We start from the raw sequence: 15,791 nt of genomic DNA, 5'->3' as shown, positions 1-15,791 counted from the left end.
ATTTCATTTTAGTTCATTCAAAACGTCACTTAACTGTCATTTGTTGAGCATAACTTGAGCCTTAACTGAATAAGGATTGTTAAGGAGATCGTATGCGTACTATCGAACCTATTGTCCGCTGGGATGTGGCATTTTCTGTTTTCTGTTTAAACAACCGCTATGGCGGGCAACATGCAACGCTCAGTAAAGCGGTGTCTCATACTGGAGATGGACACCTTTATGTTTTGATTGCCTTGATTGCACTGCTGGCCGATAGCAACACCGGTCGAGACTTTCTTTTGGTGGGCTTAACCGCCTTCGCAATCGAACTGCCTATTTATTGGTTTGCTAAAAATACCCTCAAGCGCCGTCGACCAGCTGAATTCTCTTCACTACTTCACTCTCATATTGTGCCATCCGATAAATACAGCCTGCCTTCAGGGCATTCCGCTGCTGCTTTTGTTATGGCGACCCTAATCGGGCATTTCTATCCGAGCTTGTACCTCTTTAGCTTGGTATGGGCAACTGCGATTGCAGGCTCTCGAATCCTGCTCGGTGTGCACTTTTTAACGGACGTACTGATTGGCGCAGCCTTGGGTATCGCTTGTACCAGCCTCGCTATCAGCTTCATCTTGTAATTATTTTGTTGGCAACCACTGCCGAGCTTAAGTGGCAAATTTAAAGGAACATGCATGAAAATTTTATATGGCGTACAAGGCACAGGAAATGGGCACATCGCTCGAGCGAGAGCAATGGCCGTCGCTTTTCGTCAGCAAAATATTGATGTCGATTTTCTGTTCTCTGGGCGAGATGAGAGCAAATACTTTTCGATGGAAGCGTTTGGCAACTATCAGACCCGCAGCGGCTTAACTTTTTACAGCGAGCAGGGGCAGGTTAAATACGGCAAAACATTCATGAAGAACAACATCTGGCGATTTCTCCGTGAGATTAACCAGATCGATCTTACGCCTTATGACTTAGTGATTAATGATTTTGAGCCTGTCACTGCATGGGCGGCTAAGAGACAAGGTGTGCCATGCATTGGGATAAGCCACCAGAATGCGTTTCGTTATGATGTACCCAAAGAAGGGGGCAACTGGATTGAACATTCAGTGATTCAACATTTCGCCCCAACCGAGCACTCAATTGGCTTGCACTGGTATCACTTTGAACAGCCGATTTTGCCGCCTATCGTTCACACGCTGGTTGGTGAGCAACAAACCAAAACAGCACAAGACTTTACGTTGGTCTATTTGCCATTTGAGGATCTTGAGTCGATCTCAGAGCTGCTGATGAAGTTTATTTCGCACAACTTTGTCTGTTACCACCCGGATGTTATTGAGCACAGCCGAGTCGAAAATATTGAGTTCAAACCACTCAGTCATGCGGGCTTCCAATTCGACCTCAATCAGTGCTCTGGAGTGGTCGCAAATGGCGGCTTTGAATTGCCATCTGAAGCCCTAACTTTGGGGAAGAAATTGCTTCTCAAACCACTCGAAGGGCAGTTCGAACAACAGAGCAATGTGGCGACGCTAGAGGCTCTTGGGTTAGCTCAAACCATGACCTTTTTAGATGCGGCTATCTTGCGTGCTTGGCTCAGTGAAAAACAGGCTGAAGTGGTCACCTATCCAGACGTGGCAAGTGCACTCGTTGAGTGGGTATTAGCGGGGAATTGGTCTAATCAAGATGACTTAAGAAAGCAACTTTGGGACAAGGTAGACTTTCCAAGTTATGCATCGCTCACCTAACTCATAAGTGTTATTTCTGAATCAGCTGGTCAACTAATTCATCGGTTCAATAAATTGTAACAATTGTAACCAAAAGATAGAACAGCTAAATAAGTCGAAATCAAACTCATAAGTTACGCTTTTTATATTTTTTTATAACTATATAAATTACTGATTTTTAGATGTTATTTAATCATTAAGATAAAATAAAATTATTCTTTATCAATCTTGTTGGTAGCTCGAGATGTATTGGTTAATAGTAATGTCAATCCGAAAAACATCGGTCTGATAAATATAAGAATTAGTGGTTATCTATTCTCATACCATTACCAATTTAACGCTGTCGAACCGACAAGAGGCAACTTGAATGTTAGATAAAAAAGACGCAATGAGTGCTATTGCAAGCTACAGAATGGAAAGCACACTTCGTGGAGTCGACTTAAATCTTTTGACTGTATTTGATGCAGTTATGCAAGAGCAAAACATTACACGTGCAGCTCACAATCTGGGTATGTCTCAGCCTGCTGTAAGTAACGCTGTTGCTCGTCTAAAAGTGATGTTTAACGACGAACTATTCATGCGTCAAGGTCGTGGTATTCAACCGACTCAACGTGCTCGTCAGCTGTTTGGTCCAATCCGCCAAGCGCTACAATTAGTACGCAACGAACTACCAAGTTCTGTGTTCTCTCCAGAGTCGTCTTCTCGCCTGTTCAAACTTGCGATTTGCAGCCCTTGTGACATGCGTTTTGCTCCTAAGATTATGTCGACAATCAACGACCAAGCACCGAGCGTTAAACTGCACATGGATGCTGAATTCGATCGTCAACTTTCTGAGCGTATGCGCTACCAAGAAATCGACTTCGTTATTGATTACGCTCGTTTTGATGAGCAAGGCTTCTCAAGCACTGAAATCTTCCAAGATGAATTAGTTGTGGTTGCTTCTGCTTCTCACCCACGCATCAACGGTGAAGTTTCTGCGGCAGAGCTGCTTAACGAAAAGCACGCAAAACTGTCTCGCATCCACGGTCAACGTAGCTTCTCTGAGCAAGCTTACCGTGACCTAGATTGCACGCCTTTCTACGAAGGTACGAGCTTGAGCAACGTTCTTTACGTTGTAGGCCAATCTGAACTAGTAACAATTGCTCCTCGTTGGATGGTAGAACATGCAGCAAACAAAGAGCAGCTTCAGATTCTAGATTTCCCATTCGATAATGCGGCGATTTCTGGCTTCCTAAGCTGGCACGAATCAAGTGAAAAGGACAAAGGACACATTTGGTTACGAGATCAGTTAATGATGATCTGTGGCGAAGTAGTGGCACTTAACTAGACACTAATCCCTATGATTTATAAGCCCTAAGCTAGGAGTCTGGCTTGGGGCTTTTTTATGCGCGCTATTTTAGTAGGTAGAAAACTTAGCGTGAGACGTACTATTACTTATAACTTTGAGCTTCATCAGTTGCCTTTTCCATGATCAGAGGTACACTTGTGCGCTCAAAAAAGCTTACAGGTGTAAGCCAAAGGTAAAGAGATGGCCAATTTAGATTTTCATATCGTAAAAAGACTTCGTGACCAAATTGCCCAAGGCGGCAACCGTACAGCTTTGAAGCACAAAGTAGACAATGTATGGCAAGGCATTAGCTGGGAACAGTTTGGACAACAAATCGATACGCTTTCATTAGCACTGTTGGCTCAAGGACTGAGAGTTCAGGATAAGATCGGTATCTATTCGAACAATATGCCTCAATGGACCGTGGCAGATTTTGCATCTTTACAAGCACGCCTTGTGACTGTGCCGATTTATCCAACGAACACAGCAGCACAGTCTTCTTACATCATCCAAAATGCAGATGTGAAGATCTTATTCGTTGGTGAGCAAGTTCAATTCGATGCGGCGGTTAGCCTGTTTGAAGAGTGCGAGCAGCTAGAAGTTGTTGTGGCTATGTCTGATGACATCGACCTGCAAGGACACAGCTTTGCCGTCTCTTGGAATGACTTCATGGCGCGTGGCGTTGAAGCACAACAAGCTGAACTTGACGTGCGTCTTGCTGATGCAAGCATGGACGACTTACTAACTCTTATCTATACCTCTGGTACCACAGGTCAGCCAAAAGGCGTAATGCTTGATTACACCAATATTGGTTACCAGTTAGAAGGCCACGATGAGCGCCTTAGCCTAAGCAAAGATGATGTCTCATTGTGTTTCCTACCGTTATCACACGTATTTGAGCGTGCTTGGACGTTCTACGTTCTCTATAAAGGCGCAACCAACTGCTACCTGCAAGATACGATGCAAGTGCGTGATGCGCTAAGTGATGTCAAACCTACCGTAATGTGTGCGGTTCCACGTTTCTACGAGAAGATCTTCTCTGCGATTCACGAGAAGGTATCTAAAGCGCCATTTATTCGTAAAGTGCTATTTACTTGGGCGGTGAACATGGGAGCAAAGCTTTCAGTTTGTCACCAAGAAGGTCGTACTCCATCGTTGATGCTGAAGAAGAGCCATGCGTTAGCCGATAAGCTTGTGCTATCTAAACTGCGCGCTCTACTCGGCGGTAACATTAACTTCATGCCATGTGGTGGTGCGAAGCTTGATGAGACGATTGGTCGCTTCTTCCATGCTATCGGCATCAACGTAAAACTTGGCTACGGCATGACAGAAACCACAGCAACAGTATCTTGTTGGGATGACCGCTGTTTTAACCCTGATTCGATTGGTATGTCGATGCCGGGCGCAGAAGTAAAAATTGGTGCTAAGGACGAGATTCTTGTTCGTGGTCCAATGGTGATGCGTGGCTACTACAAGATGCCAGAAGAGACCGCTAAGACATTCGATGAGCACGGTTTCTTGAAAACCGGTGATGCGGGTCATTTTGATGAAAATGGTAACCTGTTCATTACTGATCGCATCAAAGAGCTGATGAAAACCTCTGGTGGTAAGTACATTGCACCGCAAGTGGTTGAAGGCGCGATTGGTAAAGATCACTTTATCGAACAGATTGCTGTTATCGCTGATACGCGCAAATTCGTTTCTGCGCTGATTGTTCCTTGTTATGACTCGCTAGAAGAGTACGCCAAAGAGCTTAATATCAAGTATCACGATCGCGTTGAGCTTGTTAAGCATCACCAAATCGTCGAGATGCTAGAAAAGCGTGTGAATGACCTACAGCAAGAACTGGCTAAGTTTGAGCAAGTAAAGAAATTCAAACTGCTACCAAAAGCATTTTCTATGGATGATGGTGAACTGACACCAACTCAGAAATTGCGTCGTAAAGTTATCAACGATAAGTATCAAGACGAAATCGAAGAAATGTACAACGAAAAGCCTAAAGATAAGTAGTTTTCTGCTTAGATAAATTTTCAGTTGTTTAAAAATCCCCCTACGAATGTGATTGCATTTTTAGGGGGATTTTTTGTATCTAATGACACAGCACAATGTGCGAAAGCGCACACCAGCAGGCTCGCTGTTTATCGATAAATAGCGATCTATTGAAATATTAAGTGCTTTTTTTTGTCTGGTAACCAGTTTTTAAAACTGGTGATTGGGGCTGAGTTGGGTTTTATTTGATGCTTTGAGCTAATAGTTGGTTTTTTGGCACAGTTGCCGAATAACAGGTGTTAGACCAGATGATAATAAAGCGTTAAAGTTGTTTCGTATTACTGTTTGTTGTTATCACGACAGACAGCCATAGCCGAAAAAGTGGAAGTATTTCGAATTAGGCTACGAATAAGCCCTAGACTATGAAAAACCAGCCCAACATGTTCACCAAATATGATTGGAAACTGGTGAGGAGAGCAATATGACAACAAAACCTGAAACAGCAATGTTATCCGGCGCTGAGATGGTGGTGCAGTCTCTAATTGAAGAGGGTGTAGAACAAATCTTTGGTTACCCAGGTGGTTCTGTACTTGATATCTACGATGCGCTGCATGCTAAAACTGCTGAAATTAAACACGTATTAGTGCGACACGAACAAGCCGCTACCCACATGGCAGATGGCTATACTCGTTCTACCGGTAAACCGGGTGTAGTACTTGTGTGTTCTGGTCCAGGTGCGACCAATACCGTTACTGGTATTGCAACCGCCTACATGGACTCAATCCCAATGATTGTTATTTCTGGTAACGTACCAAATAACCTCATTGGTAATGACGCCTTCCAAGAGTGTGACATTGTGGGTGTATCACGCCCGATCGTTAAACACAGCTTCTTAGTTAAGAAAGCGGAAGATATCCCTGAAGTCGTTAAAAAAGCATTCTATATTTCAACGACAGGACGTCCCGGTCCTGTGGTTATTGATCTGCCGAAAGACATCTTAAACCCACAAATCAAGCTTCCTTATGAATACCCAGAAACGATCAAAATGCGTTCGTATAACCCAACGGTTACGGGTCATAAAGGTCAGATCAAAAAGGCGCTAAAAGCCCTTCTTGAAGCGAAGAAGCCGGTACTTTATGTCGGTGGTGGTGCGGTTATTTCTGAGGCAGATAAGCCGCTGTTAAAATTAGCAGAGGCACTGAATTTACCTGTGGTAAGCACCCTAATGGGACTTGGCGCTTTCCCTGGCACCCATAAGAACTCTTTGGGTATGTTGGGCATGCATGGTTTGTATGAAGCCAATATGGCGATGCACAATGCGGATTTGATCTTTGGTATTGGCGTACGTTTCGATGATCGAACGACCAATAACCTAGATAAGTACTGCCCTGATGCGAAGATCATGCACATTGATATCGACCCATCTTCAATCTCTAAGAACGTAAAAGTGGATCTGCCGATTGTAGGTTCAGCTGAAAAGGTTCTAGAGAGCATGGTGAACTTGCTCGTTGAGCAAGGCGGCACTAACGATGCAGAAGCGATTGAAAGTTGGTGGAGTGAAATTAAGCAGTGGCAAGAGCGTGACTGCCTAGCTTACGAGAAATCGTCTGAGCGCATCAAACCACAGCAAGTAATTGAAACACTGCATAAAGTAACCAATGGCGATGCCTATGTTGCTTCTGACGTAGGTCAACACCAAATGTTTGCTGCTTTGTACTACCCGTTTAACAAGCCACGTCGTTGGATTAATTCTGGTGGTCTAGGTACGATGGGCTTTGGTTTGCCAGCTGGTATGGGCGTTAAGTTTGCTAAACCAGACGAAGAAGTGGTTGTGGTAACCGGTGACGGCAGTATTCAAATGAATATCCAAGAGCTGTCGACTGCGCTGCAATACAATATCCCGGTTAAGATTATTAACCTTAACAACCGTTTCCTAGGCATGGTAAAACAGTGGCAAGACATTGTTTATCAAGGCCGTTACTCTAACTCATATATGGACTCTGTTCCTGATTTTGCTGCTATCGCTGAGGCTTATGGCCACGTTGGTATGCGCATTTCATCTCCGGATGAATTGGAATCAGGATTGGAAAAAGCACTAGCGATGAAAGACCGTTTGGTATTTGTCGACATCAGTGTGGATGACACCGAGCACGTATACCCAATGCAGATCAAAGGCGAGGGTATGGATAACATGTGGCTAAGCAAAACGGAGAGAACATAATATGAGACACATTATTTCACTACTAATGGAAAACCAACCTGGTGCGCTTTCTCGTGTGGTTGGCTTGTTTTCTCAGCGTGGCTACAACATCGAGTCTTTGAACGTATCTCCAACCGATGATCCGACGCTGTCTCGTTTGAACGTAACCACTAACTCGAGCGAAATGCAGCTTGAGCAGATTCAGAAACAGTTACATAAGCTAATCGACGTACTTAAAGTACAAGAAGTGTCTGAACTTGAGCACATCGAACGCGAGCTGTTGATGGTAAAAGTTCGTGCGAGCGGCTTTGCTCGTGCGGAAGTGAAGCGCACAGCAGATATCTTCCGTGGTCAGATTGTTGATGTCACGGCTTCTCAATATACGGTTCAAATGGCGGGTACGAGCGAGAAACTGGATGCCTTCATTCAGGCGCTGTCTGAAGTGACGGAAGTGCTTGAAGTAGCTCGAAGTGGTGTTGTTGGCATCGCACGAGGCGAACGTGCGTTGAAAGCCTAGACGATAAGTCTTTAAAAAATAACTTTAAAGCCGCTTTTTTAAGCGGCTTTTATTTTGTTAATTTTTTAGAGTGCTATAATCCCGCGCTGCACTTCCATTCATCTGAGTTAGCAATGCGAAATAAAAAATCAATAATTACATTGCTGATTATCTCTATCATATTGTCTTCTGCAGTCTGTCTGTATTATTTACAGCGTTACAAAGAAGTAAAACAGCAGAGCTTTGACTACTCAGCTAAGCAAGCCGTTCATCAATTAGTGTATGCCAAGCGAGATTACGATCTTCTCAAGACTCAGTTAGTCTCGGTAATGGATCTACTCAGTCATAGCCAGAGCTTGGTTAACTTTGCTTCTTCTCCCTCAGACCAAACCAAACATCTACTTGAAGAGGTCTGGCAATCTGTTCTCGTGAATCAGAAGTGGTATACACAAATCCATCTGTTAGATGTCACAGGCAAAGAACTGGTACGCGTTAACTATTCCTCTGATACCGGTAGAGTGACGTTTCCTCAACAACTGCAAGATAGGTCGGATTCTAACTACTTCCAATACGCTCAAAAACTAGAAGCCGAACAGATTGGCGGTTGGGGTATTGAGCTTGAAACTGAGCATGGTGAAGTCACCTTCCCTTATTCGCCGGTAATCCGTGTCTTTACCCCCGTAGAAACCCCTGACGAAAGAGTAGGCTATCTCGTCATCAATCTCGATGTATGGGGCTTATCGTCGCGTCTGAGCTTTTCACCTGATAACGATCTTCGAGCAGAAGTTCTCAATGACGCGGGCTACTTCATCGCGAGTAACAACAGCGGTAAATTGTTCGGAGACTCTATTCCTGAAAGAAAAGGCTACAACCTGAAAAATATCGCGCCGAAGACGTGGGATGCGATCTCCAATGATCAGGTGGGACACGTTTTTGAAGATGGTAATTTGTTTGCTTTTAACACGGTTATGCTCGCGAACAGTCAAAAGGTTCATTTGCTGATTCAACTTAATCAGAAGCAATTGATGGATAGGGCTGAACCGAGCTTAAGTGACCTCTCTCAAGAAGAAGTGTTTGTATTGCTAACGGTGCTGATTTTCGCCTTCCCATTTGCTTACCTGGTGACGCACTACCGACGCCGAAGCCTGGAGAGTAAATTGGCACGCGCCGCATTGAATGGCATGTCGGCAGTGATGATCTCTGATAAGCAGCACCGCACAATGATGATCAATAACGAATTTGAGAACATGACAGGGTACTGCAAAAAACAAGTTATCGGTCAGAATGCATTGCAACTGTTGCTTGAGAATACCGATCAAGTGCTCTCAAGCTCGGCTATTTGGAGTCATTTAGAGCAAGAAGAAGTATGGGAAGGGGAGGTTCAGTGTAAGAACAAGCTGCGTATTCCTTTTACTGCGATCATGCGAGTGCATGCGGTCAAAAACAATTCAGGCAAAGTCAGTTACTACATCACCTCGTTGGTTGATATTTCCGTAAGGAAGGAGCTTGAGGTGCGTTTGAGGATTTTAAGTGAACGTGACTCTTTGAGTAACCTCTGGAACCGACGAAAGTTCGAAGAGCAGTTGGCCTACTATTCTCGCTTGGTTGAGCGTTACCCGAACGAAGCGACCACTTGCTTAGCCTTAGTCGACATCGATAACTTCAAGCGAATCAATGATGAACTTGGCCACGACGAAGGCGACCGTGTGATCGCTGGTGTTGCTAAGCTTCTGCAAGACAGCCTTCGTGGGACGGATTTTGTTGCACGTGTCGGAGGAGAAGAGTTTGCACTCTTGATGCCACACACCTCACTGCCAGAAGCAAAGCGCGTATTGGATCGCTTACGAATCGAGATTGAGCTAGCGGCCGGAACTAAGGTAACAGTGAGTGTTGGCTTTACGGATTTAACCAGTAACAGTACTCGCTCGTACAAGTGTGCGGATGTTGCGCTTTACGAATCTAAATCGTCTGGTCGTAATACGGTCTCTATGTGTCCTAGCTATGATGATGTCGCTTAGGCTCGCTTCTATCTAGTCCTGTCTTCTATTTGCTTCACCTCTTCAAGTCGCGCCCCGACTCCTTTTTCCTTTCCCTCTTTTTATTAGGAATCTCACTTTTGAGCGACCTGTGTTACAAAATCTATACAGTTAGACTAAAGTCTAATGCTGGTGAGAATTTGAGCTAAAATGAACAGTAAGTAAACTACTTTGCTTCAGATTACATCGTGTTAAACGATGTAATAAATAGAGTGTTTACCAGATGTAAAAGGATGACACCGTTAACTTAATTCAGCTGGTTAGCTAGCCTTATCAATAGCTTGAAAGGCAGCAGTAGAATTAGGTTAGCTGGAGCAAGAGTTTGGGGATCATACAGTCTGGTTAAAAGAGGCGTGGTATGTTTGTCGATTTTTTAGTGAGGTTAACCATAGGCACATTAGCCATTCTTGGCTTTCAGCTTAGTGCATTGTATTTTTTACCTATGGTTGTGCTGCTCAATACTCATCACAAAGAGTTTTTTGGGTGGTAGTTCAGTCGTGGTACTGGAAAAAAAACGGAGCCGTTGGGCTCCGTTTTTATTTGGTGAGAATCTATCTTGGCATTATGCCGCTTCGATAACTTCTTCAATTCGTTTCATTGAACCTAGTAAGTGTTGATCAAGCAGTTCTGTCGCTTGTTCTACATTCTTAGAGAGTACTAGCTTCATGATCATTTCGTGCTCATCAATATTGAACAGATCATCAGATGCGCTTTCTGCAGACATAGCGAGGAAGCGGTAACGTTTCACTTGGTTAATTAGGTCATCAAAGAACTTAAACATGTTCTCTGAATCAGCGCCTTCAAGTAACGCAACATGGAACTGCTGATGGCGCTCTTCCCACTCAACACAATCAAACTCTTCAGATACGTACTGCACTCGCGACAGTTTATGGTAAGACGTTAATACATCTAGTTCCCAGCTCTCATCACCCGCTGAAATCGCTTTTTTAAGCAGAACAGAAGAGACAACACGAAGGCTTTCGTAGAGGTCATTCAGTTCTTTCTTTGATACAGGAGATACCCAGCAGCCTTTTTGTGGCTCAAGCTTTACGTATTTGCTCCAAGATAATTGTACCAAGGCTTCACGAATAGGGGATGCGCCAACGTTGTAGCGTGCTTTTAGATCAGCAACAACGAGCTTTTGGCCTGGGGTTAACTCACCATTAAGAATATCTTGGCGAATCATCTTTGATACTTTGTCAGTGAGCGTAGGACTAGACATTACAAACCTCATCTATATATGATTTCTAGTCTGCTAATCCGTCTCTTAGAAAGAGCCAATTGGAAGTTAACAGTACGTAGTTCTATTGTGAATGATAATACAGCGTACTGAAAAGTTAGGCAAGATTTTGTTTCATAAAAAAAGAGGGCCGAAGCCCTCTTTTATATTTTATGCGAATCGGTTCATTCTTATAGAACGTGAACAGATGCCGTGTTTGTAGTACCAGAAGCTACTAGAGCACCAGAAACCATAACTACGATGTCGCCTTTGTTACCTAGGCCAGATTGTAGAGCGATTTCTTTACCGTTGATGTAGAACGCGTCTGTGTTCTCGATAGAGTCAACAAGAACTGGCTTAACACCTTTAGTAAGAACTAGCTGTGCAGCTGTCTTTTCGTTAGTTGTTAGAGCAAGGATGTTTGCAGTTGGGAAGTACTTACGTACTGAACGTGCAGACTTACCGCCTTCAGTTGCAACAACGATTAGAGGAGCAGCTAGCTTCTCTGCAGTGTCTACAGCGCCTTTACATACTGCTTCAGTGATGCGTAGACGTGGGCTGTCTAGACGAGAACCTAGCTCGGCTTTAAGAGCTGAATCAGTACGGTTCGCGATTTGAGCCATGATAGTAACAGCTTCAACTGGGTACTTACCTTTAGCAGTTTCACCAGAAAGCATTACAGCATCAGTACCATCCATGATTGCGTTCGCAACGTCACCCGCTTCTGCACGAGTTGGACGTGGGTTGCTGATCATAGAGTCAAGCATTTGAGTTGCAGTGATAACCATCTTACGTGCACGGTTACACTTCTCGATCATCATCTTCTGAGCGAAGATTACTTCTTCAGCTGGGATTTCAACACCTAGGTCACCACGAGCAACCATGATGCCGTCAGAAGCTTCAAGGATTGAATCGAAGTTATCTACACCTTCTTGGTTTTCAATCTTAGAAATGATGTGGATGTTCTCGCCGCCGTTAGCGTTTAGAAGCTCACGGATTTCTTTAACGTCTTCTTCTTTACGGATGAAAGAAGCAGCAACGAAATCAACGCCTTGTTCACAACCAAACTTAAGGTCAGCTTTGTCTTTCTCAGAAAGAGCTGGAAGTTGAACAGAAACGCCAGGAAGGTTAACACCTTTGTTTTCGCCTAGAGCACCGTTGTTAAGAACTTTACACTTAACTTCAGTTTCTGTTGTTGCGATAACTTCCATTTCGATTAGGCCGTCATCAACAAGGATAGTGTTACCCGCTGTTAGGTCTTTAGCGAAACCTAGGTAAGTTACTGCTACTACGTCTTTGTTACCAACAACTGTTGCGTCAGTTGTGAAAGTGAACTCTTGACCAGCTACTAGATCTACGTCGTTACCATCTTCAAGCTTGATAGTACGGATTTCTGGACCTTTAGTATCTAGAAGGATAGCAAGTTGCTCACCTTTGTTTTCCATTACTTTACGGAAGTTCGCGATACGAGTGCCGTGCTCTGCGAAATCACCGTGAGAGAAGTTAAGACGCATAACGTTCATGCCAGCATCTACTAGTTCAGTTAGCTTCTCTACAGATTCAGTTTTAGGGCCAATCGTACATACGATTTTGGTCTTTTTCATGGAAGGTACTCTCCGGTAAGTATTGTTACAATTTGAAATTTATTTAAGTTCTGAAGATTGGTCCGCTACATCAACATTTTGTGCCTGTTGTGTAAAAGCGCGGGACTTCCAATATGTCCTTCAGAGTTGTAAGTCTTTCATCAATTTTAGTCATTTTATGACCAAAAGATTTTGATTCAATATCGGTTTTATGTGACTTACCCCACTATATAGGCGGTAAGTTGCAAAAAAATAACAGTCAGTTTTGTAATTTTTTTTCTTTTCGGGTGCGGATTCTACCACCTAATGAGTTCAATATCACTGCTTAACAATTGTCTTAGGACAAGGTTTTATCGCTATTTATTAATTTTTTGGATCAAAATAAATGGACTAAATAGTTTCGTTGTAACTATAATATCTTTCATATCGAAACTTAATGGTCTTTTTTAAATGTCGAAACGAAACACGCAGCTCAGAAGACATGCAATTTCTAACCTAGTGAATGAAAAAGGGGAGGTTAGTGTTGATGAATTATCCGCTAAGTTCGAAACCTCAGAGGTCACTATTAGAAAGGACTTGGCGTCTTTAGAGAAAAACGGTCAGCTTTTACGCCGTTATGGTGGTGCGATTTCGTTACCGAAAGAGGTTGTTAATGAAGAACTGGGTCAACAAGTTTCGACTCGAAAGGTTTCATTGGCAAAAGCCGCTGCAGATTTAATTCGCGACCATAACCGCATCGTGATCGATAGTGGCAGTACTACAGGTGCCCTAATTCAGCAGCTTAATGCCAAGCGTGGCTTGGTTGTTATGACCAACTCATTGCACGTCGCTAATGCGCTTAATGAGCTTGAAAGCGAGCCTACATTATTAATGACTGGCGGCACTTGGGATACGCATTCGGACTCTTTCCAAGGCAAAGTCGCAGAGTCGGTGCTTCGCGCTTACGATTTTGACCAACTATTCATCGGGGCCGATGGTATCGACCTTGATAGAGGTACAACCACGTTTAATGAGTTGGTTGGCCTAAGCAAAGTAATGGCTGAAGTGTCACGAGAAGTGATCGTGATGGTTGAGTCGGAAAAGGTGGGACGAAAGATCCCGAACTTAGAGCTGGCATGGGAACACATTGACATCTTAATTACAGATACAGACTTAGGCGAAGAATCCATAGCAAGTATCGAATCACATGATGTTCGCGTGATCCTGACCGATCCAGCGTAAAAACAAATTTAAGTATTATGCATTTACCTTCCTATAATTGATCTTAATAAAGATATGGCCTTTGCTTGCTGCCAATAGGAATAAACGAAATTGATGGAGTAAAACTATGTGTGGAATTGTTGGTGCAGTAGCACAGCGTGATGTAGCCGAAATTTTAGTAGAAGGCCTTCGCCGCCTAGAATACCGAGGCTACGATTCAGCGGGTGTCGCTGTAGTTGATACCGAAGCTAACTTAACTCGTGTCCGCCGCCTTGGTAAAGTACAAGAGCTCGCTGACGCGGTAGACGAGCAACATGTGATTGGTGGTACAGGTATCGCTCACACTCGTTGGGCAACACACGGTGAGCCATCTGAAGCGAACGCCCACCCACACATGTCTGGCGATATTGCCGTTGTGCACAATGGCATTATCGAAAACCACGAAGCACTGCGCGCTATGCTGCAAGAGCGTGGCTACGTGTTTACTTCACAAACAGATACAGAAGTTATCGCTCACTTAGTTGAGTGGGAACTTCGCACTTCAGCTTCTTTGGTTGAAGCGCTACAGAAAACCGCAAAACAATTAGACGGCGCGTACGGCACGGTTGTTGTTGATCGTAAAGATCCTAGCCGTATCGTTGTGGCTCGTTCTGGTAGCCCTATCGTTATTGGTTTTGGTGTGGGTGAGAACTTCCTGGCATCAGACCAACTTGCACTGCTAAGTGTAACTCGTCGCTTCATGTACCTAGAAGAAGGTGATGTTGCTGAGGTTACTCGTCGTGATGTAACGGTATTTGATGTAGCGGGTGAGCGTGTAGAGCGTGAAATCGTAGAATCAAACGCAGAACATGATGCTGGTGATAAAGGTCAATACCGTCACTTCATGCAGAAAGAGATCTTCGAACAGCCAACCGCGCTGATCAACACAATGGAAGGCCGTATCTCTGACACTTCGGTTATCACTAACGCAATCGGTGTTAAAGCGGAAGAGATCCTCAGCAAGGTTGAACACGTACAGATCATCGCATGTGGTACCTCTTATAACTCAGGCATGGCAGCTCGCTACTGGTTTGAATCTCTAGCTGGCGTAAGCTGTGACGTAGAGATCGCCTCTGAGTTCCGTTACCGTGACTTCGTTGTTCGCCCGAATAGCCTGTTGGTGACTCTGTCTCAGTCTGGTGAAACTGCGGATACGCTTGCTGCACTTCGTCTTGCAAAAGAGAAGGGCTACATGTCAGCAATGACCATCTGTAACGTTGCCGGTTCTTCGCTGGTTCGTGAATCTGACTTTGCTTTTATGACTCGCGCAGGAACGGAGATCGGTGTTGCTTCTACGAAAGCGTTCACAACTCAACTAGCAGCAATGCTGATGATGGTTACTTCAATTGGTCGCCTACAAGGTCGTATCAATGAAGAGAAAGAAGCGGAAATCGTAAAAGCACTGCACGACTTGCCAGCTGACATTGAGAAAGCACTCGCGTTTGACAAAGAGATCGAAGCGTTAGCACCTGACTTTGCTGATAAGCACCATACTCTGTTTTTAGGTCGTGGTGAGTTCTACCCAATCGCGATGGAAGCGTCTCTTAAACTGAAAGAGATCTCTTACATCCACGCAGAAGCATACGCGGCTGGTGAGCTTAAGCACGGTCCTTTGGCTCTTATCGATGCAGATATGCCAGTTGTCGTTATTGCACCAAGTAACGACTTGCTAGAGAAGCTGAAATCAAACGTTGAAGAAGTCCGTGCTCGTGGCGGCCTGTTGTATGTATTTGCAGATGAAGCTGCTGGTTTCGAAAGCGATGAGAACATGAAGATTATCAAGATGCCTCACGTAAGTGAAGTAACGGCATCTATCTACTACACAGTACCAATGCAGCTGCTGTCTTACCATGTTGCGTTGATCAAAGGTACCGACGTTGACCAACCTCGTAATCTAGCGAAAGCTGTTACCGTTGAATAATCGTGCACTTGCTAAGATATAGATATGTCGGTAGACATTAAAGTTTGAAACTGTGACATTAAAGTTTGAAACTGT

General features: G+C 44.1%; 11 protein-coding genes. 9 read left to right on the top strand and 2 right to left on the bottom strand.

From position 1 onward, the window contains the following. Positions 1–92: 92 nt before the first annotated feature. The 7 genes from MSG36_RS14535 (at position 93) to MSG36_RS14505 (ending at position 9,736) form a co-directional block, all read left to right on the top strand. On the top strand, positions 93–617 hold the full coding sequence (locus MSG36_RS14535; RefSeq protein ID WP_017068816.1) for a phosphatase PAP2 family protein: 525 nt from the start codon (positions 93–95) through the stop codon (positions 615–617). Between the two features lie 54 nt (positions 618–671). Next, positions 672–1,727 (top strand): MJ1255/VC2487 family glycosyltransferase, encoded by a 1,056-nt coding sequence (locus tag MSG36_RS14530; protein WP_048609658.1) that lies wholly within the window; start codon positions 672–674, stop codon positions 1,725–1,727. A gap of 346 nt (positions 1,728–2,073) precedes the next feature. Beyond that, positions 2,074–3,033 (top strand): transcriptional regulator LeuO, encoded by a 960-nt coding sequence (leuO, locus tag MSG36_RS14525; RefSeq protein ID WP_019826889.1) that lies wholly within the window; start codon positions 2,074–2,076, stop codon positions 3,031–3,033. A 201-nt stretch (positions 3,034–3,234) separates the two neighbouring features. Further along, entirely contained in the window at positions 3,235–5,043 is a 1,809-nt protein-coding gene (locus MSG36_RS14520) for a long-chain fatty acid--CoA ligase (RefSeq protein WP_017062927.1), read from the top strand. 460 nt (positions 5,044–5,503) lie between these two features. Then, the gene (locus MSG36_RS14515; RefSeq protein WP_048618189.1) at positions 5,504–7,243 is read left to right on the top strand and encodes an acetolactate synthase 3 large subunit; all 1,740 of its coding nucleotides are present in this window, start codon (positions 5,504–5,506) and stop codon (positions 7,241–7,243) included. Between the two features lies 1 nt (position 7,244). Further along, complete coding sequence (gene ilvN, locus MSG36_RS14510) at positions 7,245–7,739, top strand: acetolactate synthase small subunit (protein WP_008219984.1); 495 nt, start codon at positions 7,245–7,247, stop codon at positions 7,737–7,739. Between the two features lie 113 nt (positions 7,740–7,852). After that, positions 7,853–9,736, top strand: a complete 1,884-nt coding sequence (locus MSG36_RS14505; RefSeq protein WP_248368454.1) for a diguanylate cyclase — start codon at positions 7,853–7,855, stop codon at positions 9,734–9,736. A gap of 580 nt (positions 9,737–10,316) precedes the next feature. Here the strand turns inward: MSG36_RS14505 and MSG36_RS14500 are convergent. Beyond that, complete coding sequence (locus tag MSG36_RS14500) at positions 10,317–10,988, bottom strand: GntR family transcriptional regulator (RefSeq protein WP_019826885.1); 672 nt, start codon at positions 10,986–10,988, stop codon at positions 10,317–10,319. Between the two features lie 176 nt (positions 10,989–11,164). Then, a complete protein-coding gene (pykF, locus tag MSG36_RS14495; protein ID WP_017061403.1) occupies positions 11,165–12,577 on the bottom strand; it encodes a pyruvate kinase PykF in 1,413 nt (470 codons plus the stop codon). Between the two features lie 429 nt (positions 12,578–13,006). Between pykF and MSG36_RS14490 the strand changes: the two genes are divergently transcribed. Both MSG36_RS14490 and glmS read left to right on the top strand, forming a co-directional pair. Continuing rightward, entirely contained in the window at positions 13,007–13,777 is a 771-nt protein-coding gene (locus MSG36_RS14490) for a DeoR family transcriptional regulator (RefSeq protein WP_146490499.1), read from the top strand. A gap of 106 nt (positions 13,778–13,883) precedes the next feature. Beyond that, positions 13,884–15,716, top strand: coding sequence for a glutamine--fructose-6-phosphate transaminase (isomerizing) (glmS, locus tag MSG36_RS14485; RefSeq protein ID WP_146490500.1), 1,833 nt, complete (start codon positions 13,884–13,886; stop codon positions 15,714–15,716). The last annotated feature ends 75 nt before the right edge of the window (positions 15,717–15,791 follow it).

The sequence above is a fragment of the Vibrio sp. 1CM8B genome (genome assembly GCF_023161685.1).
Classification (GTDB): Bacteria; Pseudomonadota; Gammaproteobacteria; order Enterobacterales; family Vibrionaceae; genus Vibrio; species Vibrio coralliirubri.
Note: the sequence above shows the minus strand (reverse complement) of the source record. Positions and strands in the feature narration are given on the sequence as shown.

Excerpts from the sequence above, each read along its gene's own strand:
- MSG36_RS14535 (WP_017068816.1), top strand. The coding sequence starts at position 93 with ATGCGTACTATCGAACCTATTGTCCGCTGGGATGTGGCATTTTCTGTT.
- MSG36_RS14530 (WP_048609658.1), top strand. The coding sequence starts at position 672 with ATGAAAATTTTATATGGCGTACAAGGCACAGGAAATGGGCACATCGCT.
- leuO (WP_019826889.1), top strand. The coding sequence starts at position 2,074 with ATGTTAGATAAAAAAGACGCAATGAGTGCTATTGCAAGCTACAGAATG.
- MSG36_RS14520 (WP_017062927.1), top strand. The coding sequence starts at position 3,235 with ATGGCCAATTTAGATTTTCATATCGTAAAAAGACTTCGTGACCAAATT.
- MSG36_RS14515 (WP_048618189.1), top strand. The coding sequence starts at position 5,504 with ATGACAACAAAACCTGAAACAGCAATGTTATCCGGCGCTGAGATGGTG.
- ilvN (WP_008219984.1), top strand. The coding sequence starts at position 7,245 with ATGAGACACATTATTTCACTACTAATGGAAAACCAACCTGGTGCGCTT.
- MSG36_RS14505 (WP_248368454.1), top strand. The coding sequence starts at position 7,853 with ATGCGAAATAAAAAATCAATAATTACATTGCTGATTATCTCTATCATA.
- MSG36_RS14500 (WP_019826885.1), bottom strand. The coding sequence starts at position 10,988 with ATGAGGTTTGTAATGTCTAGTCCTACGCTCACTGACAAAGTATCAAAG.
- pykF (WP_017061403.1), bottom strand. The coding sequence starts at position 12,577 with ATGAAAAAGACCAAAATCGTATGTACGATTGGCCCTAAAACTGAATCT.
- MSG36_RS14490 (WP_146490499.1), top strand. The coding sequence starts at position 13,007 with ATGTCGAAACGAAACACGCAGCTCAGAAGACATGCAATTTCTAACCTA.
- glmS (WP_146490500.1), top strand. The coding sequence starts at position 13,884 with ATGTGTGGAATTGTTGGTGCAGTAGCACAGCGTGATGTAGCCGAAATT.